Consider the following 21,052-nt stretch of genomic DNA (forward strand, 5'->3'; position numbering starts at 1 on the left):
CCGTGCCCGCTGCCATGACCGCCGCCGGTGCCCGTACCAGTGCCGCCCTTAACCTTAGCCGCGCCCTCTTTAGGCTTGGCCGCTGGCTTAGGCGTTACTTTCTTAGGCTTTTCAGCAGCAAGCTCCCGCTGGCTTTCCGCGTAGCTTATCTCGTCGCCGGTGGGGAATGCAGCTTCCTCCTCCGCCGCAGCCTCTTCAACCTCGACGTCAGTTTCCTGGCCGCCACCGCCGCCGCCTCCTCCGCCGCCGGAGAAGAACATAACCTCGGTAAAGTCGCTGGTATTATGCTGCTGCATAAACACACCCGACAGGCTCAGCACAATAAACAATATAAAATGAATGACTAGCGAGCTGAAAAAGCCAAAACGCTCCCTGGCCTTGGCTTGCAAAATATTTGCCTTTTTCATCTTATTTACCGCCGTCCGTGGCTAAGCCAAAACGGCTTACGCCCGCGCCTTTCAGCTTATCTACCAATTCGATCACCCTGCCGTATTCCAGCTCCTTTTCCGCCCGGATAACCACAGCAAAGGACGGATTGTTTTTCTGCTCCATACGCGCCTGCATCACCAGCGAATTGATATCCGTCTGCGCGTCGCCCAAATAAACGCTGCCGTCGGCCTTCATGGTCACGGCAAAGGTGGTCGACGTATCGGTCGACGCATTCTGCGCCTGCGGCAGCTTAACCGGAATGGTTTTCAAATCCACCATGTACATAGTGCTGAGCATAAAGAAAACCAGCAGGAAGAACATAATGTCGATCATGGGAATGATATTTAATTCTGGAACCTTGTGCGACCGCACATCACGCAACTTCATGCTGCTCGCTCCTTGCTTCCGCCTCCAGCAATGCACTGAAGCACTGCTCCATATCTGTAATCATATTGTCCAGCCGGTGATTGAAATAGGAATGGGCGCACAGCGACAAAATCGCCACGCACAAGCCCGTCGCCGTAGCGATCAGCGCTTCGCCGATACCGCCGGTAATCGCCAGCGGCGCGCCTGCTTCCAGATTAAAAATACTGAAAGCGCCTATCATGCCCACGATGGTGCCCAAAAGGCCCAGCAGCGGCGACATGGTAACGATAATACTCAAATAGTCCAGCTTATTGCGCAGCTGCGCCAGTAAAATGCCCGCCTGACCTTCCAGGTAAGCGCTCTTGACGGCCCGGCCGCCTTCCATCTGCGCTGCGGCACACAAAATTCTGGCGCACTCGCCGTCGGCATTGTTGGCAAAGGCAGTAGCCTCGTGTACGCCCTTGGTCAATACCGTGCTGCAATAGGAACGGGCAAAAGCGCTGCCGCTGTCGCTGGCCTTATAGAACAAAAACCGCTCGACCGCAATGCTGATTACAGCTATGGAGCAGGCCAATAACGGCCACATGACCAGCCCGCCCTTATGAAAATACATGATTGTTGCTTGAATTGCTTCCATAATTTGTTACCTTTCTCCCGCCAATTTGAAGAAAACGCCGCAGCTGGCAGCTCACCGGCTGCGGCGCTTTTAGAAAAATTAAATTGCTTGTGCGTTTTGAAGACGCAATTGTGAAATTAGAAGGTCATTTCTGCGCCCACACGCCACATGCGACCGTCGATAGAATAACTATGAATATCATCTACCAATAACTTTTTATCAAAGATATTGTCAATACCAGCATACGCACGCAAATTCTTCGTAAATTGCTTATTTACCACAAAATTTACAGTATTAAAAGTATAATTATTATTGTGATATACAGTGTCTCTACCAACAGTTTCAGAAGTCCTGTACAAATAATCTATATACCATTGAGACCACAAGGTTGCAGTAAGCGGAAGTTCTTTTCCGTCTGTATATGTTAATTGTACAGTACCACTTTGTCTAGCCCGATTGTTCAATCGCATATTAGTAGTTTTATTTTGTGCATCAAGATAATTATATGTTACTTTCACACCCCACTTATCGTCAAAATGATAACCAGCCTCAGCTTCTACACCTTTAATTTGAGCTTCTTCAATATTTTCATATTGAGATTCAATTATCATTCCAATCAGAGGATCATATTTATAGGTATATGCTCCACTATCAATCAAATTCTTGATATCATTATGGAAATATGTAACTTTACCAGTAACTTTTCCTTGTTCCCCTTCTAAAGAAATATCGAAGTTAGTGCTTTCTTCTGGATCCAAGTCGCTATTACCCAATACTTGAACGGTCATTCCTGGTGCCATACCTGTTTTTTTCATTTCTGAATACAATTCAAACAAAGTCGGTGCACGATAACCTTTACCATAATTAACTTTTACTCTCGAATTATTACTCATATCATATGTAGCACCAATTTTAGGAGAAGCATGTGTGCCAAAGCTATCATGGTGATCCACACGTACAGCGGGAATAATTAACAACTTATCATTTACTTTCCATTCATCTTGCAAATAAGCGGCATAAGTTTGTGAATCTTTTTCTGATCTATCCTTGTTGATACCCAAATATGTAGCAGTAGATTTAGAATCACCAGCACCGCCCAATAAAGTACCATTCATGGTCATATCATTATATTCTACGCCATAAGTAAAGGTATTATGTTCATCTGCTTTGTATGAATTTTTAGTTTCAATAACAAATGTATCATAATTATTCAAGTCAAAGTCTACTACCGTACCATTTGTGAAGCTATCACCAATTTTTTTCAAGGTATTATAGTAAGCACGTACATTATAATCATTTTTTGCATCTTTACCATAATAAGTTAAAGCATAGTCAGAACGATTATTCTTATAATTATGATAACTGCTACCAATAGTAGGAGTATAACCATCAGATACAAATTGTTCTTTCATAAAATTCATATCTAACGCCAATCCTTTATCTTGTCCTAATGAATAATCAAAGCCTAAATTTAGAAACCTTCTGATACCATTCATATTGGTACCAGTAACATCACCTTTATATTTTTTACTAAAATAACTGTCATTAATCTTTCGAACTTTTTCTAAGCCACCACTAGCTTTAAAACTCAAGTTACCTTCTCGTCCAGACGCATAAGAAAAATTAACGCCATTATCCTTGCTACCAGCATGAGTTTCAATAGATGCTCTTGGTTTAGTAGCTTTTTTTGTAATAATATTAATAACACCACCCATAGCATCGGAACCATACAAAGCGCTACCATTGCCACGAATGACTTCTATACGCTCAATGTCAGCCAAATTAATACGATTTAACTCATATACATTCATAGTACTTCCAGTATTTTCACCTGCCATACGTCGGCCATCAATTAAAACCAAAGTATGTTTTGATTCCATACCACGTACCATTACTTGGTTACCAGTCATACCAGCTTCCTGAACATCGATGTTAGCAGCAATACGCAAAGCATCACGTACATTATAAGCACCCAAATCTTTAATCTTTTGCTCCGTAATAACTTCGGCAGCTACGGGAACTTCCTTAGCTTCCAACTTCGTTCTAGTAGCCGTTACGACGAACTCGTCCCCCCCGTAAACATCTAAGTCTCCTGTTTCAGCAGCAAAGCCGCTGTTGGCAATAGCGCTGCATATGCACAGCGTCAGCAAGGCTAATCTTTTCTTGCTCAATCTTTTCACAAAAACATCTCCTTTAAGTCGTATATTTTTTGGTATATTAAGAACCGCCGCAAAGTTAGTTTTAACTAACCCTGCCACAGTACGAAATATCAATTTGGCATTTGCAGCCGCTCCTCCACAAAGCGCCTAGCACGTCTAGCGGAATCACGCCCGTTTTTCCGTAATCCCTTTGCTACCCTTGTATTTTTGTTAGACCCAGCTAACTTTATAGGGTAATTATCCTACACTAATATTGTTTTGTCAACATTTTTTTCACACGAGCGATAAAGATGGGAAGTGGGGAAATCAGTATAAGTTTTTACCTCAACGCTAAGTGAAGCAAAAAAACGGGCTGCTTCCGTCGGATATTCTGAAAACGACGTTAATGATATCATCAAGTCTACGCGAAGGAAAACCTAAAAATCACAGAATTAAAAAAATAGTTGAGCAAGTGCAAAAGTTGTAAAAGATTGTATAAGAAAATAGAAGTTGTAAAAAGTTGTATAAAGAATGCCTCTTCTTTGCATCTCAACAGACGCACTCTGCGCCTATCACCTGCGAGGTGAAACGGCAGTAAAAGTAAAGGCAGGCCTCCGCTCTCGGAAGCCTGCCTTTATTATTATTGAATTTTTAAAATTCAGCCTAAGCCGTTGCAGCGCGCTAAATCGTCGTACACCAGCGCGGCCAGCTTAGCCGTCAGCTCCGGCCTGTCTTGGCACAAGCCGGTCTGCGCCAGCAACGCGTTCAGCTTAGCCTTGCTGCACAGCATACAGCAGCAGGGCAAAATAAGCTCGCTGGCCATATAAGCCGCCGCCCGCAAGGACATTTCGTCCGTCAACAGGCTGCCGTCCGCCGCCTTAGCCGCAAAAACAGCCCAACGCTTGTCGATAGCCTTCGCCAGCTGCTTTTCCAATACGCCGGCCATGGCTTAACGCATATTTTCGATAAAATCTTCAAAGGTATTGATGAGCACGGGATGCCCGACTACAGTCAAATCGCGCAGGAAAGTACCGTAGGATTCGTAAGCTTTATCGGCCAGCTCCATCTTCAAACCTTCTTTAACATATTCGTCCATCATTTTTAAAATGAAACGGTTTACTTCACTGGTAGCGGGGTCAACGTTCAGCGGAATGATGCGCGTTTCCGCTTCGTAGCGTTCTACTACTACTTTCCACCCGCCGGGAACTGGCGGCAGACGGGTTGCTTTAATAAAATAGCTGTCGGGAGAAAAGCCTACATAACCGTCCATTTTGTTATATAATTTAGCCTTCTGCAGAGGAAAGCCGTTCTTGTTGCCCCATTTTACGATTTCCTCGCACACTTCATTATTGTGAATTACGCTGGGGAAGGTTGCTTCCGCTAAAATTTCAGACATGATGATACCTCCTCATGATTTATAATCATATTGTACTCTAGTTTGCTGATTATTTCAATAAGAGCCGCTGCCGTAACGGGGATTTTTCTTGCTTCCTCTGTCAACATAGCTTTGAACATTTTGGGCATTTGTGCCCGAAATATTCAACGTGAAGAAAAAAATGAGGCGGGGCCGCTGTAAAACGTCCCTGCCTTCTTTATGCCGCAATTTCTCTTTGCTTAATTTTTCTTTGCAGCCAGATAAGCCGCATGCTCAGCAAAATAGCGCTGCTGAATACGCCAAAATCCAAGCTCTGCCAATAAGCAAAGGCCCCGTGCTGCATTTTATAATCCAAAAACAAGCCCAAGGGCAGACAAATGCCCCAGTACGCCAGCATGCCGGCCCAAAAGGTAGCGTTCACATCCTTATAGCCGCGCAGAATGCCCTGAATGGGCGCTGCCACGGCGTCGCCCGCCTGCCAGCCGATGGCGTAAAGCAGAAAGGTTTTCACCAGAAGCACTACCTCCGGATTATTGGTATAAATCAGCGCAATCTGTTCGCGCAAAAAATATTCCGCCAGCATATAAAAGCCGGCGATACCGAAACTGGCCTGCAGGCCGATATGCACGTAATCCCGCGCTCCCTGATAATTTTTCGCGCCGTATTCCACGCCCACCACAATGGTCAGCGCCAGCGAAAAGCTTAACGGCAGCATGTAAATCAGCGAGGAAAAATTCAGCGCCGCCTGATGGGCCGCAATAACCTCCGTGCCGAACTTAGCAATAAACAGCGCCACCACGCCGAAAATACTCGTTTCCATAAAAATGGATACGCCCATGGGAACGCCCAGCCGCAAATATTCCTTGAGCCACGTCCAGCAAGGGCTGACGAAACCCAGCACCCGATAGCTGTGGAAGGGCTCCAGCCGCAATACGATGAAAGCGAAGATTCCCAGCAGCAGCCAATAGGTCAGGCCGGAGGCCACGCCCGCGCCGATGCCGCCCAATCGAGGCAGGCCCAACTTGCCGAAAATCAGCACATAATTCAGACAGGCGTTAATGGGAAGCGCCAATAAATAAATCTTCATCGTCAGCTTAGTGTAGCCCAAGGTGTCCACCAAACTGCGCAAAGGCGTAATCATAAAGGAGGGAATCGTCCCCAGCCCCAGTCCGGCCAAATACCACAGGGCCACATGGTACACCTCCGGCGCCAGTCCCATGTTCTGCAAAAAGTGCGGCAGGAAAGCCGCGCCGCCTGCCAGCACCAGCAAAGCAAAACCCACGGCCAAACACAAACCGTGGCGCACCACCACAGTTATCTTTTGCGTTTCCTGCGCGCCTAAAAAATTTGCCACCAAGGGCATTGCGGCCATCAACACGCCGCTGATGCCCGTCTGCACCGGCATCCAGATATTGCCGCCGATGGCCGCTCCTGCCAGGTCGGCGTCGCTGGCCTGACCCGACATACTGGCGTCGAAAAAGTTCATGCCCATAATAGCGATCTGCGTACCGATAATTGGCAGCATTACGCTCAGCAGCCGCCGCAGTTTATCGCGATACGCCGCGTCAAACACCTTAATCATTTTTCTTCTCCAGACTAAATACTATCCCAATATATTTCCAGCCAGCGTCAGCCTTCTGCCAGCTCCGAAAGATACAGCCAGCGCTCTTCCATCTCCACTAGTTTTTGCTGCGCCTGCTCCTGCTGCCGCGTCAGCTCCGCCAGCTGGCCGTAATTACTGCCGCAACGGCTCATTTCCACCGCCAGCATTTTCAGCTCCGCCTCGCTACGCGCCATTTCCTGCTCCAGCTTCTGCAGCTCCAGCCGCTCGCCGTAGGTCAGCTTTTTCTTTTCCTGCGGCTTGGGCTCCTCCGCTTTCGCCGGCGTCTCCGCGCCCCGCGCCGTTTCCTTTTTATTCTTACCGTTCGCCGCTTCCTTAGCCTGCACAGCTTCCAGATAATCGCTGTAATTGCCGGTGTAGGGCTGCACATTTCCGCCCGGCTCCAACGCGAAAATTTTCTGTGCAAAGCGGTCTAAGAAATATCTGTCGTGCGATACGGCGACAACGGCTCCGGCAAAGCTGTCCACATAATCCTCCAGCACCGACAGCGTCGGAATATCCAAATCGTTGGTCGGCTCGTCCAAAAGCAACACGTTAGGCGCAGTCATCAGCACCCGCAACAAATACAAACGGCGCTGCTCGCCGCCGCTTAATTTATTGACCGGCACCCACTGCAGCTCCGGCGGGAACAAAAAACGTTCCAGCATCTGCGCCGCGCTGATGCGCTGACCGTCCGCCGTTTCGATATAATTATTCGCTTCCTTGATATATTCCAGCACCCGCATACTGCTGTCGGGAAATTCGCTGTGCTGGGCAAAGTAAGCAATCTTAACAGTCTGTCCCACCGTCAACGTGCCGCCCGTAGGCGCGCAGCGTCCGGCGATAATGTCCATCAGCGTAGATTTGCCCGCGCCGTTGGGGCCCACAATGCCCACTCTATCCTGGCGCAGCAGAATGTAGCTGAAATTTTTGATATAATCCACGCCGTCGTACTTCATGGAAATATTGTCCAGCTCGATAATTGTTTTACCCAGGCGGCTGCCGACCGACGACATCTCCAGCGCCGCTTCCGTGCGCACGTTCTTAACCTCGGCTTCGATTTGGGCAAAGCGCTCCACCCTGTCCTTCTTCTTAGTGCGGCGCGCCTCCGCCCCGCGGCTGATCCACGCCAGTTCGCGGCGGTAAATATTGCGCAGCTTCTGCGCAGCGCTGGCCTCGGCAATGCGCCGTTCCTCGCGCTTCTGCAAAAAAAGGCTGTAATTGCCCACATAAACATAGCCCTTGCCGCCGTCGATTTCCAGAGTGCGGTTCACCACCCGGTCGAAGAAATAGCGGTCGTGGGTCACCATCAGCAGCGCGCCCTTGCGCTTCAAAAGCTGCTGCTCCAGCCAGCCCACCGTCGCATTATCCATGTGGTTGGTAGGTTCGTCCAAAATCAGTAAATCGGAGGGCCGCACCAAAACGCCTGCCAAGGCCACACGTTTGCGCTGCCCGCCGCTGAGCTCGCCCATCTTCTGCTGCAAACGAGTAATCCCCAGCTGGGTCAGCGCCGCCTTAGCCTCGCTTTCCAGCTGCCAAGCGTACTGCGCGTCCATTTGCTGCTGCAAATCCAAAAGCTGTCTTTGCAGTACGCCATCCTCCGGCTTACCGGCCGCCGCCTCCACCGCCGTTTCGTAATCCCGCAGCAGAACCATCAGCGGCGAATCGCCCTTAAAAATCTGTTCCAACACTGTCGCCTCCGGCTCAAAGGGCGGGTCCTGGGGCAGATATTCCATAACGACGCCGCCGGGAATAGTAAGCCTGCCGCTGCCCTGCTCCCTGTTGGCAATCATGCGCAGCAGCGTGCTTTTGCCTGTGCCGTTAACGCCGATAACGCCGTATTTATCGCCTTCTTCTATATTGAAGCTTATATTTTCAAACAAAACTCTGTCGCCATAGCTGTGGGACAAATTTTCCGCGCTTAAAATCATCTCGTTGCTCCTTGCCGCCGCTAACAGTGCGCTAATTAAATATACAAATTAAAGGGTACTCAGGCTATTATACACTATCGCGCCTTTTTACGAAAGGGCTAAAAGCAACGCCTTTGAATTTGTATGGTTAATATTCATGCTAAAAAAATAAGCCCGCAAAAAGCGCGGGCTTATCGCTGCCAGCTTATTTGACCTCCGCCAATAAGCTTTTAATTTCAATTTTATTCTTCTGCATCCCCATCTTGAGCAGGAAGTCCTGGGTCGCTTCCAAATCCTTAAGGTCGGCCTCGGTCAGCTTCGTGGAAAAATCGTACCAGGGAGCCATAGCCTTAACCTCGTCCATGCTCAAGCCTGTTTCCTTAGCCGTAAATTCAAAGGCTTTATCCTGTTCCTTGTTCATAAAGTCGATATTCTGCTGGTGTACAGCCAAATATTTTTTAACGACCTCAGGATGCTCCTTGAGCAGCTTGCCGCTGACGCCGATAACGATGGTAGCGTCCACCAGACCCTCGCCGCTCGCCAGCACGCGCGCGCCTGCCTTCTGCGCCCGCAGCACGTCAGAACCCGCTACCAGCGCTGCGTCCACCTCGCCGCTCATCAGCGCGTTCACGCTGGCCGGAATGCCCAGCGAAACAAAATCCACGGCGTCCGGTTTCAGCTGCGCTTTATCCAGCGCCGCTACTAAAATCTGGTGCAGAATGGTTCCCTTAGGGCCTGCAACCTTTTTGCCCGCCAAATCGGCGGCAGTCTTAATAGCCGGGTCAGTTACCATAATATTGAAGGCCCTAGGAGCGCGGCTGTAAATGCCCACTACTTTAACGTCAGCTCCGTTCGATGCTGCCAGAATAGCGCTGGTGCCGCCCAAGGCGCTGCACACGTCCAGGCTGCCGCTGGCCAGCGCTTCCGTCTGCTTGGCTCCGGAATTGATTTCTGGGAAAGTCACGGTAATCTTGTCCTTGCCAAACTCTTTAACCAGGGTCTGATTGTTTTTGTCCACAATGCTGGGAATGTTCAGCGGCGACTTAACATAGGTCACCTTCAATTCCTTCAGCGGCGGCTCTGCCGCCTCCTTTTTTTCGCTTCCGCAGCCCGTAAGCAGCGTGAAAGCCGTTAACACACTTAAGCCTAAGGCGATAAGTTTTTTGTTCATAAACATGAACTCCTTTCTTAACCTGCAGCCGCAGCCGTTTTATGACAGCGCTTGCAATATCTCCTGCCGCAGTCCTTGAAAATCCGCAGCAGCTGCCTGACGCGGCCGGGGCAGCTGTACGGACAGGGACTTCTGCACCCTGCCACTATTCATTATAAGGATACGTCCGCCTAAAAGCAAGGCCTCCTCCACATCATGGGTCACAAAAATAATCGTTTTGCGCGCTTCCGCATACAAACGCAGCAGCGTTTGCTGCAAACCCTGCCGTGTAAAATAATCGAGAGCGCTGAAGGGCTCGTCCATCAAAATAATATCCGGGTCGTAAAACAGCGTGCGTCCTAAAGATACCCGCTGAGCCATGCCGCCGGAAAGCTGATTAGAGTACAGCCGTTCCGCTCCCGTCAGCTCCAAAAGCCGCAGCAACTCCGGCAAACGTCCAGTATCTAATGACGGGTCGTGCCGCGCCGCCAGGGTAATATTATCGGCCACATTCAGCCAGGGCATCAGCCGCGGCTCCTGAAAAACCGGCGCAATGCGCTTGCCCTCCGGCAGCCAAATCGTCCCGGCGTCGCTTTTTTCCAAGCCGCACAGCAAACGCAGCAGCGTAGTTTTGCCGCAGCCGCTGCGCCCGACGATACAGGTAAAGCTGTGCTCGGCAAAGCTTTCCGTCGTCGGCGCAAGAGCCTGCTTGGAGCTGTAGCTTTTGCAGATGCCCTGCACCTTTAATTTCCAACCGTTCATCGGTACACCTCCGTCACTTCTGCAAACCGTCGTGCCAGGGAAACAGCCGCTGAATCGCCAGCAAAAACAAATAATCTATCAGCGTGCCTACCAGCCCAATGGCCAGCATACCCACAATCACCACGTCAGGACGCGACATTTCCTCCGCATCCAGAATCAGATAACCAATGCCCGCAGTAGCGGCGATCAGCTCCGCGCCGATTAAAGCGCGCCAGCTGTATCCCAAAGCCAGCTGCATGCCTACCACAATGGATTCCAGCGCCGCAGGAATGCGAATACGCAAAATCTGCTCCTTAGCGGTAAACCCCAGGCTTTGCCCCACCTCCAGCAAGCGTTTGTCGCAGCCATGAATGCCGCTGTAGGTATTCAAGAACAGCGGAAAGAACGACGCCAGCACGATAATCGTCAGCTTGGAGGCTTCGCCGATGCCAGCCCACAAAATAATCAGCGGCACGGCGGCTAAGGGCGGCACATGGCGCAGAAATTCCAGCAGCAGCCAGCAGTAGCCTTCAAAGCGCTTGCTCTGGCCGCACAAAATTCCCAAGGGCACCGCCAAACAGCAGCTAACGGTAAAGCCCAAGGCTACCCGCCGCAGGCTGACCGTCAAATGCTTCAGCAGCACGCCGCTGGCGCACAGCTCGCCTAAGGACTGCCACACAATGGACGGCGCAGGCAGTAAATAAGGGCTGAACACCTGCTGCATCACCGCCAGCTGCCAGGCAGCCAAAAGCATGCAGGGCAGCAGCAGCCCACGCAAAATTTTCTTTGGCACTTTTTCGTCCTCCTTACGGCTGCACTGTTATCTGCAAATTGCGGTTAGCCGCCGCCGCGTCCTGCAAAACACGCAGCAGCATTGCGCCATACCGGCCCAAATAAGCCTCCTCCGCCACCTTGCCCTGTATGGTCAGCTCCGTCGGCTCGCTCAGCTCCGTCAGGCAATCGTACAAGGCGTCCAGATTAGCGCCGTAATATGCAGGCAGCTGCAAAGCCTCCCTCAAATATTGATGCAGCTGAGATTGGCTGCGCATTTGTTCCGTATCCAAAATTATTTTCCGCATAGCGCCAACCTCCCTCAATACAAGCGCGTAAAGCTTTTATAATGGTCGCCGGTGTAATAAATCAGACCGTCACTGGAAAAAACCAGGCGCTTACCGTTGCGGCCGCCCTTCACATAATCGATGTCGCATTCCTTCCATCTGCGCCCGTTTTTAGCAGGCAGCTTGCCCTCGTAATTGCCGAAGCGGTCGCCGCCGATGGACTTTCCTGGAGCAACCTTATCCAGCGTTCCCTTAGTCTGCCAGCCCAGCTTTTTCGCCTCGTTTTTCGTAATATAATTATGGGGCAGCTTGGCAAATTCGTTGATATAGGCCGCTACATGCTCCTTGTCTGTATAAGCACCATCCTCGCTGATCTTTATTTTCTTGACGTTGGCCTTGCTGTTGGCCGCCGTTTGTTCGGACTGCGCCGCTTCCGCGCTTATCTTAACGGCGGGGGCGGCGTCGGACTTGGGAGTACTGCCGCAGCCCGCAATAACGCTGACCGTCAGCAGCAGCGACAGGCAGAACGCTAAAAGCTGCTTCATAATATTAGCCTCCTTAAATATACTACAATTATCTTTATTATACCACAAGGAGACATGTTGTACATCAGCTCTCGCTTCACCTTTTGCTTGCAAATCGCTGTGTACAAGCATTATAACAGGAATCTGGCAGTAAAAAAGCGCAGGCTTACGCCCACGCACCTTAAACTGCAAGAGCACGTCAGACGGCGTGCTCTTTTTCATACTCATACCCAGATTGCTTTGCAATTACAACAGCCAATGATACAAGCCGAAATAAGCGCAGATGCTCAGCACCGTAACGCCCAGAGCCGATATCATAAACATTTTCACAAACAAATGATGCTGCTCCTCGTAGGATGCCCCCGCCGCGGAGGAATAGGCCGCCAGGGCCAGCGCCCCGCCGGTGGACAGAGGGCTGATGCCCGCCGTATTGCTGATCATGGTAATCGCCGTTGCCAGCTCCAGCGGGTCCACGCCGCCGCCCAGCTGCGCCACAATATGCGGAATCGTGGGAATCAGCGTAGGCATAACCACGCCGGAGGTAGAACTGAACCAGCTCATAATACCGGAGCAAATGCCCATGATGGAAGCGGCAGTCCTTTCGTTCATTACCGATACCAGCGCTGCGCTCAGCATTTTAATGCCGCCCTGGTCGATAATCAGGTGCATCAGCACACCCACGCCGGTAATCAGCAGCAGCGTACCCCAGGGAATACGCTTCAGCGCTTCGGCCTCGTCCGACACCTTGAGGAAGGACAGCACCGCCGCTACGCCAAAGCCCACGAGGCCCACGTTAATATGCAGAATCATAACCAAAAAGACCATAACGACGATGCCCAGCAGCGTAATTTCCTGCTTACGGTTAAAGGGCGGCGTTTTTTCCGGCACCACCGTTTCGTCCAGATGCAGCTTATAGCCACCCAGCAGGAAATACACCACCACAGCGTACACCGTGGACGACAGCACGCCATTCATTAAAAATTTTTCTTCAATGCCGGTCAGGCCAAATTCGGCGCACAGATTGATACCGATAATGCCCGTAGCCGCCAAGGGCGATACGCCGCCTCCACTGGCTCCCAGCACCGTCAGAGCCGACAGCATGGCGGGATGAATGCCCATCTCCGCCGCCAAAGCCATGGAAAAAACCATCATGATAGCCATGGTAGGCACTGTGCCAGGCCCCAGTGCGGACAGCACGGTGGAAAAAACATAAATCAGAATCGGAACTAAATAGGTACGCTGCCCGGCCAGAGCCACTACTTTTTTAGCCAGCAAATCAAGACAGCCGTTAATCTGCGCCAGACTGAACAAATAAGTAACGCCCAGCAGCATAATAAAGAGCGAAGAATTAAAGCCGCGGATAATTTCCGCGTCGGACACTCCGGCCAAGCGCCCCAGCACCAAAGCAAAGGCGATGCACAACAGGCCCGTATTCATCTTGCGGAAGAAGCCTAAGAAAATCGCCACCAATAATAAAATTAAAGATACTAAAGCCATAATACACCTCCACTCAAAATTGCTAGTAAGCTGCTGGTGTGGTTGGCAGAAGCATCTTATTAACAAAATTCTACGACTTTTATATCTACGATAAATATACACCTATTGCAGATTTTTTTCAAATTATTTATGGCAATGCCTCTATAAATTTATTTTACAGCCGCCAACCCGCGCCCCAGATATTTCCGCCGCAGCTGTTTATTTATTATGCCGCTCATGATAAAATATATATTCATAGAGAATGGAGATGAAAGCAAGTTGAAGCCACTGAACGGCAAAACCATGAACGAACAGCAAATAAAGCAATATCTGCGCAAATTACAGCTGGGCGGCCTCACCCCCACCGCTGACCTAAATACCCTGCGCCAGCTGCAGGACGCCCATTTGAAATTTATTCCCTACGAAAATTTCGACTGTCTGAACGGCAGGATTACCTCCCTCAAGCGCCGCGACCTTTTTGAAAAGCTGGTGCTGCACAACCGCGGCGGCATTTGCTTCGAGCTCAACGGCCTGTATAACTGGCTGCTGGAATCGCTGGGCTTTCAGCCGGTAAGCTTCGCCGCCCGCTATATCGATAAGCTGGAGGTATACCAAATACGCCGACACCGCGTTATGTGCGTCAGCCTTGACGGCAAGCGCTACCTGACCGACGTAGGCGTGAACAGCGAAAGCCCCCGTGTGCCGCTGGAGCTTACCGAAGGCCTTATTCAAAGCGACGGCGTCAGCCAGTATAAATTTACACGCGACGAATTTTGGGGCTGGCTGCTGTGGCAGAAGGAACGGGGCAAGCCCTGGAAACGCCTTTTCGGCTTTACCGAAGAACCGCAAATTGACAAGGATTTCATCATGGCCTCCTTTTGGTGCGATGCGCACCCCGATTCCCCCTTTATCACGGGCAAAAAGCTTTCCATCTTCCGCGAGGACTGCAATATAACCATCCGCGGCAATTACCTGAAATTCTATTTAGGCGGCCGCGTAAAATACCGTTATAAAATCCGCACCGGCGCCGATTTAAAGGAGCTGCTGTGGGAATACTTCGGCATCAATGTGGAATACCGCCTGAAAAACGACGGTATCGATTTTGAAGGATAAATATATGTTAGCTACTGATTTAGCCCGGCGCTTGCCTGCATATACGCGTGCTATCCTGACAGCCTTAAACGCAGCGGGCTTTGAAGCCTATTTAGTAGGCGGAGCCGTGCGCGACCTGCTGCTGGGACTGACGCCGGATGATTTTGATATTACCACCAGCGCCCGCCCGGAGCAGGTGCTGCAGCTTTGCCGCCAAAAAGGCTGGCCCACGGTGGATAAGCTGGGCCATAACTTCGGCTGCGTTATTATTCTGCTGGACAGCGTGCCGACGGAGGTCACTACCTTCCGCGGCGAGCGCTACAACGACGCCGACGTTCACCGCCCCGCCGCCACCTGGTACTGCGATACCTTGCGGGAGGATTTGAGCCGCCGGGATTTTACCGTGAACGCCATGGCTTTAGACATCGGTGGTACACTGTACGACTACTTCGGCGGACAGCAGGATTTGGCCGCCGGGCTGCTGCGCACCGTAGGCGAGCCGGAGCTACGCTATCAAGAGGACGCTCTGCGTATGCTGCGGGCCTGCCGCTTCACCGCCCAATTAGGCTTTACCTATGTGCAAAGCAGCGGCAACTGCGGCCCCTGCGGCATGAAGGGAACGCCCTATTACCTGCCCCGCAGCTACCGCTTCCCTGTGGAGCGCTGCCAAGGCCTTTCCTTAGAGCGGGTGCGCCGCGAAATAGAAAAGCTGCTCCTAAGCCAATACGCAGGCCGCGGCCTGATGCTCATGCTGGCTACGGGACTTTTAGGCGCCAGCTGCCGCGCCCGTCAAAACAAAGCGGACATTGACGTTCCCGTACTGCCGGAGGCCCTGCATCTTTTGGGCCTGCGCCAAAACCCCCGCTTTCATCTATACGATACCTGGGAGCATACTCTTTTAGCCATCGATAACAGCCCGCGCCAGCTGCCTATCCGCTGGGCGCTGCTGCTGCACGATTTAGGCAAGGGCCTGCCGCAGATACGCACGACTAATAAGGAAGGCCAGCCCAGCGACCCAGGCCACGAGGCGCAAAGCGCAGTTATGGCGCAGGAAATTTTAACGCGGCTGCGTTATCCTGCCGCCTTTGTGCGTTTAGTAGTCTGGCTGGTGGCACAGCATATGCGCTTCGCCCCCATGCTGCTGACCGGCGAGAAAACGCTGCTGCGCTGGGTGCGCAGCGAAGCTACCGGCGGCGCATTTAAAAGCTCCGCCCAGCTTACGGAGGCCTACACGCTGCTCACCGAAGTCTTTTTAGCCGACATGGGCGCTACCCACGCCCGCGAAAACCCGCAGCTGATGGCCGAAGGCCGCGCCCTGGGCGAGCAGATTATCGAGCTGGCACGCACACGCATGCCCGTCGCTCCCGGCGATTTGGCCGTCGGCGGCCGCGACCTGCTGGCGCTGCTGCCGCAAGAGCAGCTGAAAAACGCCTTCAGCTATTTACTGGAACGGGTGCAGTCCGGCAACCTGCCCAATGACCGCGACGCGCTGCTGGCAGCCGTCCGCAAAAATATAAAACGGCGTCAAAACGCCGCAACGATATGAGGAGAATATTATGGAGATACGCAAAATAACAATCGGAGCCTTGTGCTGCTTTGTCATTTTAGCCGGAACAAATTATTTGCTCAAGCAATACGGCAGTCCCGCTATCGCCAGCGCCGACGCCGCAGACTCCGGCGCATCCGGTGGAGCCGCCCAGTTTGCAGGTAAGCACGATATCAAAGATTCTCCCTATTTCGCCCACCCCGATATTTATAACCTGCAGGCCAACGAACATCTGCTAATCCTGCCCCATTATCCCACGCTGCAGCAAAGCACAGCCTACAGCTGCGGACCCGTTGCCGCCAATACCGTGGTCAAATATTATCTGGGCCAACCGCTGCACAGCGAAATGGAGGTCTGCAAAATGATGTCCACCAGCAGCACCAGCGGCACTACCGCCAAGGGCATGGCTTCCTACTTCAAGCAAATCGGCTGGCAGGTCAAATCCTCCGCCAAGGATAAAACGCCTGATAATTACGAGGATTTTTTAACCTTCGTCAAAAGCAATCTGCAAAATAATACGCCCATCATGGTGGAAAACATCGACTGGGGCGGGCACTGGCGCGTCATCATCGGCTACGACACCATGGGGACGCAGCACACCGGCGACGATGTGCTGCTCATGGCCGACCCTTTCGACACCAGCGACCACTTTCAGGACGGCTATAATATCGTTCCGGCAGAACGCTTCTTCTATATGTGGTTCGACGCGCATCTTTTCAACCGCTCCGAACAGCTGCGTCAATGGGTAACGGCCACGCCGCCTCAGTCTAAATAATGCAAAAAAAGAGCCGCTCCCTGCGGAATGGCTCTATAAAAATAAAAATTCATCACGGCATAGCTGGCTGCTATGCCGTTTTTCATGCAATTTTTATTTTTCAGTATTCCTCCTGCATTCTTTGCGTCAATGATATAACAAATAAGGCTCTGCTTTTTTACTGAAAGCGGCGCATTCCTGCCGCCAGCGGGCAAAAACCTGCTCCGCCTCCTCCCCCTCCCGCAGGCTGCTTTCGCCCAAAGCAATATCCAGCTTATAGCCCAACGCGCCGTAGCCCCGCTCCGGGAACTGTACCTTATCGGGATACAAGCGACGGAAGGTGGTCAAGAGTAAATAATCAAGCTCCGGCAGATTTACCTGCCGCTTATCCAATAAATAAATCTCCACGCCCTGCACCAGTTCGCCTTTATATGCGCCATAGCGCGGCGTAAAGGCCGCAGCGCGAAAAGCCACATGGGGCAGCTGCAGCGCCTCCAGCGCCCGCTTCACCTCCTGCGCGTCGGCAAAGGGCGCGCCCATAACGGCAAAGGGCTGCGCTGTGCCCACCCCTACGGATAGATTGCTGTCGCCGCTGACGCCGGTAGCGCAGTATAAAAACGCCGTCTCCGCCGTAGGAATCAAGGGCGAGGTCAGCACCCATGGCAGCCTGGTATCCTGCCACAGCATACTGCGGCGGTAATGCTTCATAGGCACCACCTCTAAAGCGCAGTTAATTTTTTCTTCCGTGTTGATATAACGGGCAAATTCGCCGATGGTCAAGCCGTGACGCAGCGGAATAGAGTACAAGCCAATAAAGCTGCTGAAGCTCTCTTTCAGCACCGGCCCCTGCACTGCGCCGCCCAAAGGATTAGGACGGTCCAGTACTACAACCTGCTTGTGATATTTAGCGCATTCCTCCATAATATAAGCCATCGAAGAAAAGTAGGTGTAGTGACGCACGCCCACGTCCTGAATATCCACCACCATGGTATCGATAGCGTCCAGCATCTCCTTGGTAGGACGGTGGCTGCTTTGATAAAGGCTGAACACGGGAATACCGTCGTACTCGTGTCCGGCAAATTCCTCGCCCGCCGCCACTGCGCCGTACAAGCCGTGCTCCGGCACAAAAACAGCCTGCAAATCGTACTGCTGCCGCAGCAGCTCCACGCTGGAGCGCAGCTGGCTGTCCACTCCCGTTTGATTCGTAAATAAGCCCAAACGCTTGCCTGCCAGCAGCTCCTGTACCTGCGGCTCCGCCAAACGCTCCACGCCCAGCTTCACCGGAGCTTGTTTAGCCGCGCAGCCTGACATAAGCAGCAGGCAGCATAATAGCAAAATGATTTTACGCATAAGCAATATCCCCTCGTGTATTAACAATTACTTATATTATACCATAAAGGTATAAGTTGTACATCGGCTCTCGCTTCGCTTTCAGCTTGCAAATAGCTTTGTACAAGCTTTATACCACAAGGGCATAAGCTCTGCTTTCGCCTTCGGCTCTGCAATCGCTAAGCATTCACTTAATACTGTAAGGTGATAATTATAGAAAAGCGACCCGCAGCATCGCAGATCGCTTAATTTGCGCTTATTTATTTATCGAATAACGCAGCCACACAGACCCGTTAAGATACGAGGTCACATTTGTTAAGTGTAAATTCACAGGCTCGCTGTCCAGCGGCAAGCCGTCAAACGCAGCCGTCATGCCCTTTCTGCCGTCAATTCCCGGAGCCAGCAAAATGCTTTTTGAGCATAGCATACCACTGCTGTAAAAAATTTTCTATGCTCAGCCCAGTTTCAGTACCCCAAATGCTGCAGCAAGCCTTCAAGCCCTTCCATAATATCATCATAAGTGATATCAAAATCGCCGGTGTACCAGGGATCGGCAATGCTTTGCCCAGCCCGCGGCGTATAGTCCAGCAGCAAATGAATCTTTCCTTCGGCATCATTGCCCAACAGGCGCTGCAAATTCCGCAGATTATTGCTGTCCATCGCCAGCAGCAAATCGTAATAGCGATAGTCCCGCACCGTCACCTGACGCGCAGTTTTGCCCGCCACACTGATGCCCAGCTGCGCCAGCTTGCGTTTAGTACCGTAATGCACGGAGTTGCCCAGCTCCTCGCGGCTGGTAGCGGCGCTGGCAATTTCAAAATCAGCGGCGACTCCCTTGCGGCGCACTATATCCTTCAACAAAAATTCCGCCATAGGCGAGCGGCAAATATTGCCGTGGCAGATGAAAAGTATTTTGTGCATTTTTCGCTCCTTCTCCATAACCCTTGCAAAATTTTATAATTCCAAAATCCCGCAATCTTTGTCAATTCCATTGTGATAAAAGACGTGATGTGATACTTTGATTGTATCACATCACGTCCGCATTTACACTATGCAGTTGCACAAAATAATTATTACATTCACTTGCCTATATTTATAGGCAAATCTGGCTAACTAATATACTAATTATAAGCCAAACACTTCTCGTAAATATTGATACACAATAAATTGCGTAAAAAACGACGCCTGCACCGAAGCGCAAGCGTCATTATTTTTAGAAGCCATTATTTAAGCATGCCTGATATTGGTAAACTCTGAAATTTCACGGTTGATGGTAACGAGGTCGTCAGTGCCCATGTCATGCACCGAAGCATGCCCTGTAATGCGGGCAAAGGTTTTTAATTCTTCCAGCGACACATTCAAAAAATTAGCTACTCTTTGAGCCGCAGCGTCGATCTTCAAGCGCTGGCGCAGCTCCTCATCCTGAGTGGCAATACCCATTGGACAATTGCCGCTGCCGCAAATGCGATACTGCTGGCAGGCAGCCGCTATCAAGGCAGAAGAAGCGATAGCCACAGCGTCGGCGCCCATAGCCAAAGCCTTGGCAAAATCTGCGGATACGCGCAAACCGCCGGTAATCACCAGCGAAATGTCCGAGCGTACTGCATCCAAATATTTACGCGCACGGTAAAGAGCGTAAACCGTAGGCACGGTAGTAGCCTCGCGCAGCAGCAGCGGACTGGAGCCGGTAGCGCCGCCGCGGCCATCGATAGTAATAAAATCAGGCTCGGCGTAAACGCAGAACTCCAAATCGCGCTCAATGCGGCCGGCCGCTATCTTAATACCAATGGGCCGTCCATCGGAACGGCGGCGTAACATGCTGACCATTTCCTTCAAATCCTCTTTGCTGTTCAGCTCCGGGAATTTGCTAGGACTTTGAATATCCTCTCCCTGCTTTTTGCCGCGAATGGCCGCGATTTCTGCCGTTACCTTTTCTCCCGGCAAATGACCGCCCATACCCGGCTTTGTGCCTTGCCCTATCTTAATTTCAATAGCGTCGGCAGCGCGCAAATTTTCATCTGTCACGCTGTATTTATTGGGAATGTACTCAAAAATATATTTATAGGCAGCCTCCTGCTCCTCCTTTAAAATACCACCTTCACCGCTGCACATAGCGGTTTTTGCCATAGCTGCGCCTTTAGCCAAAGCAATTTTGGTTTCCTTGGATAAGGCGCCGAAAGACATATGCGAAATATACACAGGGTTTTGCAGAATCATCGGCCGTTTGGCATTCTTGCCAATTACTGTAGCGGTCACTACCGCGGCATCGTCATCCAAGGGCGGCGGGTTAAGCTGCGCGCCTAAAAGCAAAATATCGTCCCAATTTGGCATCGGCATTTTCGTACCCATAGCGCCGCCCAAGGATTTACCGCTCACCGCCATTTCGTGAATTTCCTTCATATAGCGGCAGCTATCGTCCAAACGGGTAAAGCGGCTGTCGTAAGCCAAATCCTTCGCAACGGCTGCAGTCGTTGCCCTTACAGGCTCACTGACCGCAGGCTGCGTTTCTTCTAATTTAAAAACAGAACCCGGCTGTTTGCAAACAGGACAGAACTCCGGCGGAGCTTCTCCTTCATGCACATAACCGCATACGCCGCAAATAAATTTTTTCATATTTTTCCTCCCTTACTGCTAAATAGCCTTGCAAATGCCGTGACCAGCGGCATTTTAACCTTGTGACCCTAAGGAGCATCATTTTCTTTTTATCAATAATGATTATCCTCCGAGACCTTATACTATTATTCTACGGCAAAGGATAAAATCCTGCTATCGATAAAGCTTCCAGGCAACAAAAAAGAGCCCACTAAAAAGTGAGCTCTTAATTTGACTAAATTATTTAGCAACAGGACCAATCATAGCCAGCATAGTACCAGCAGCAACTGCGGTACCGATAACGCCTGCAACGTTCGGGCCCATAGCGTGCATCAGCAGGAAGTTTGCAGGATTGC

General features: G+C 51.0%; 21 protein-coding genes and 1 pseudogene. 3 read left to right on the forward strand and 19 right to left on the reverse strand.

The window, feature by feature from the left end:
* From QZ105_RS06445 to QZ105_RS06510, 14 genes and pseudogenes are all read right to left on the reverse strand, one after another.
* Positions 1-407 (reverse strand): annotated as a pseudogene (locus tag QZ105_RS06445) (hypothetical protein); the annotation flags it as partial.
* A gap of 1 nt (position 408) precedes the next feature.
* Positions 409-816 (reverse strand): biopolymer transporter ExbD, encoded by a 408-nt coding sequence (locus tag QZ105_RS06450; RefSeq protein WP_293729031.1) that lies wholly within the window; start codon positions 814-816, stop codon positions 409-411.
* On the reverse strand, positions 803-1,432 hold the full coding sequence (locus tag QZ105_RS06455; RefSeq protein WP_293729032.1) for a MotA/TolQ/ExbB proton channel family protein: 630 nt from the start codon (positions 1,430-1,432) through the stop codon (positions 803-805). The genes QZ105_RS06450 and QZ105_RS06455 overlap by 14 nt, the downstream gene beginning before the upstream one ends.
* A 116-nt stretch (positions 1,433-1,548) precedes the next feature.
* A complete protein-coding gene (locus tag QZ105_RS06460; protein WP_293729033.1) occupies positions 1,549-3,591 on the reverse strand; it encodes a TonB-dependent siderophore receptor in 2,043 nt (680 codons plus the stop codon).
* 616 nt (positions 3,592-4,207) lie between these two features.
* On the reverse strand, positions 4,208-4,495 hold the full coding sequence (locus tag QZ105_RS06465; protein ID WP_293729034.1) for a hypothetical protein: 288 nt from the start codon (positions 4,493-4,495) through the stop codon (positions 4,208-4,210).
* A 3-nt stretch (positions 4,496-4,498) separates the two neighbouring features.
* On the reverse strand, positions 4,499-4,945 hold the full coding sequence (locus tag QZ105_RS06470) for a hypothetical protein (RefSeq protein WP_293729035.1): 447 nt from the start codon (positions 4,943-4,945) through the stop codon (positions 4,499-4,501).
* Positions 4,946-5,141: 196 nt separating this feature from the next.
* On the reverse strand, positions 5,142-6,506 hold the full coding sequence (locus tag QZ105_RS06475; RefSeq protein ID WP_293729036.1) for an MATE family efflux transporter: 1,365 nt from the start codon (positions 6,504-6,506) through the stop codon (positions 5,142-5,144).
* Positions 6,507-6,553: 47 nt separating this feature from the next.
* Complete coding sequence (locus QZ105_RS06480; protein WP_293729037.1) at positions 6,554-8,455, reverse strand: ABC-F family ATP-binding cassette domain-containing protein; 1,902 nt, start codon at positions 8,453-8,455, stop codon at positions 6,554-6,556.
* Between the two features lie 184 nt (positions 8,456-8,639).
* On the reverse strand, positions 8,640-9,605 hold the full coding sequence (locus QZ105_RS06485) for an ABC transporter substrate-binding protein (RefSeq protein ID WP_293729038.1): 966 nt from the start codon (positions 9,603-9,605) through the stop codon (positions 8,640-8,642).
* Between the two features lie 39 nt (positions 9,606-9,644).
* Complete coding sequence (locus QZ105_RS06490) at positions 9,645-10,346, reverse strand: ABC transporter ATP-binding protein (RefSeq protein WP_293729039.1); 702 nt, start codon at positions 10,344-10,346, stop codon at positions 9,645-9,647.
* 13 nt (positions 10,347-10,359) lie between these two features.
* Positions 10,360-11,118, reverse strand: coding sequence for an ABC transporter permease (locus QZ105_RS06495; RefSeq protein ID WP_293729040.1), 759 nt, complete (start codon positions 11,116-11,118; stop codon positions 10,360-10,362).
* Between the two features lie 13 nt (positions 11,119-11,131).
* Positions 11,132-11,404, reverse strand: coding sequence for a barstar family protein (locus QZ105_RS06500; protein ID WP_293729041.1), 273 nt, complete (start codon positions 11,402-11,404; stop codon positions 11,132-11,134).
* Positions 11,405-11,418: 14 nt separating this feature from the next.
* A complete protein-coding gene (locus QZ105_RS06505; RefSeq protein ID WP_293729042.1) occupies positions 11,419-11,928 on the reverse strand; it encodes a ribonuclease domain-containing protein in 510 nt (169 codons plus the stop codon).
* A gap of 225 nt (positions 11,929-12,153) precedes the next feature.
* The gene (locus tag QZ105_RS06510; protein ID WP_293729043.1) at positions 12,154-13,404 is read right to left on the reverse strand and encodes an SLC13 family permease; all 1,251 of its coding nucleotides are present in this window, start codon (positions 13,402-13,404) and stop codon (positions 12,154-12,156) included.
* A 258-nt stretch (positions 13,405-13,662) separates the two neighbouring features.
* On the opposite strand from QZ105_RS06510, the gene QZ105_RS06515 reads away from it, so the two are divergent.
* The 3 genes from QZ105_RS06515 to QZ105_RS06525 are packed head-to-tail and all read left to right on the forward strand — an operon-like array spanning position 13,663 to position 16,796.
* On the forward strand, positions 13,663-14,496 hold the full coding sequence (locus tag QZ105_RS06515) for an arylamine N-acetyltransferase (protein WP_293729044.1): 834 nt from the start codon (positions 13,663-13,665) through the stop codon (positions 14,494-14,496).
* A gap of 4 nt (positions 14,497-14,500) precedes the next feature.
* Complete coding sequence (locus QZ105_RS06520) at positions 14,501-16,021, forward strand: HD domain-containing protein (RefSeq protein WP_293729045.1); 1,521 nt, start codon at positions 14,501-14,503, stop codon at positions 16,019-16,021.
* Positions 16,022-16,031: 10 nt separating this feature from the next.
* The gene (locus QZ105_RS06525) at positions 16,032-16,796 is read left to right on the forward strand and encodes a papain-like cysteine protease family protein (RefSeq protein ID WP_293729046.1); all 765 of its coding nucleotides are present in this window, start codon (positions 16,032-16,034) and stop codon (positions 16,794-16,796) included.
* Positions 16,797-16,922: 126 nt separating this feature from the next.
* Here QZ105_RS06525 and QZ105_RS06530 read toward each other — a convergent pair whose 3' ends face one another.
* The 5 genes from QZ105_RS06530 to QZ105_RS06550 all read right to left on the reverse strand — a co-directional run.
* Positions 16,923-18,125 (reverse strand): DUF1343 domain-containing protein, encoded by a 1,203-nt coding sequence (locus tag QZ105_RS06530; protein ID WP_293729047.1) that lies wholly within the window; start codon positions 18,123-18,125, stop codon positions 16,923-16,925.
* Positions 18,126-18,360: 235 nt separating this feature from the next.
* A complete protein-coding gene (locus tag QZ105_RS06535) occupies positions 18,361-18,531 on the reverse strand; it encodes a hypothetical protein (RefSeq protein WP_293729048.1) in 171 nt (56 codons plus the stop codon).
* A gap of 38 nt (positions 18,532-18,569) precedes the next feature.
* Positions 18,570-19,025 (reverse strand): low molecular weight protein-tyrosine-phosphatase, encoded by a 456-nt coding sequence (locus QZ105_RS06540; protein ID WP_293729049.1) that lies wholly within the window; start codon positions 19,023-19,025, stop codon positions 18,570-18,572.
* Between the two features lie 306 nt (positions 19,026-19,331).
* Entirely contained in the window at positions 19,332-20,717 is a 1,386-nt protein-coding gene (locus QZ105_RS06545; RefSeq protein WP_293729050.1) for a glutamate synthase-related protein, read from the reverse strand.
* A 219-nt stretch (positions 20,718-20,936) separates the two neighbouring features.
* Positions 20,937-21,052, reverse strand: a 116-nt coding sequence (locus tag QZ105_RS06550) for a sodium ion-translocating decarboxylase subunit beta (protein WP_293729051.1), incomplete at its 5' end; no start/stop codon positions are given.

It is taken from the genome of uncultured Phascolarctobacterium sp., assembly GCF_905212365.1.
Taxonomy (GTDB): Bacteria; Bacillota; Negativicutes; order Acidaminococcales; family Acidaminococcaceae; genus Phascolarctobacterium_A.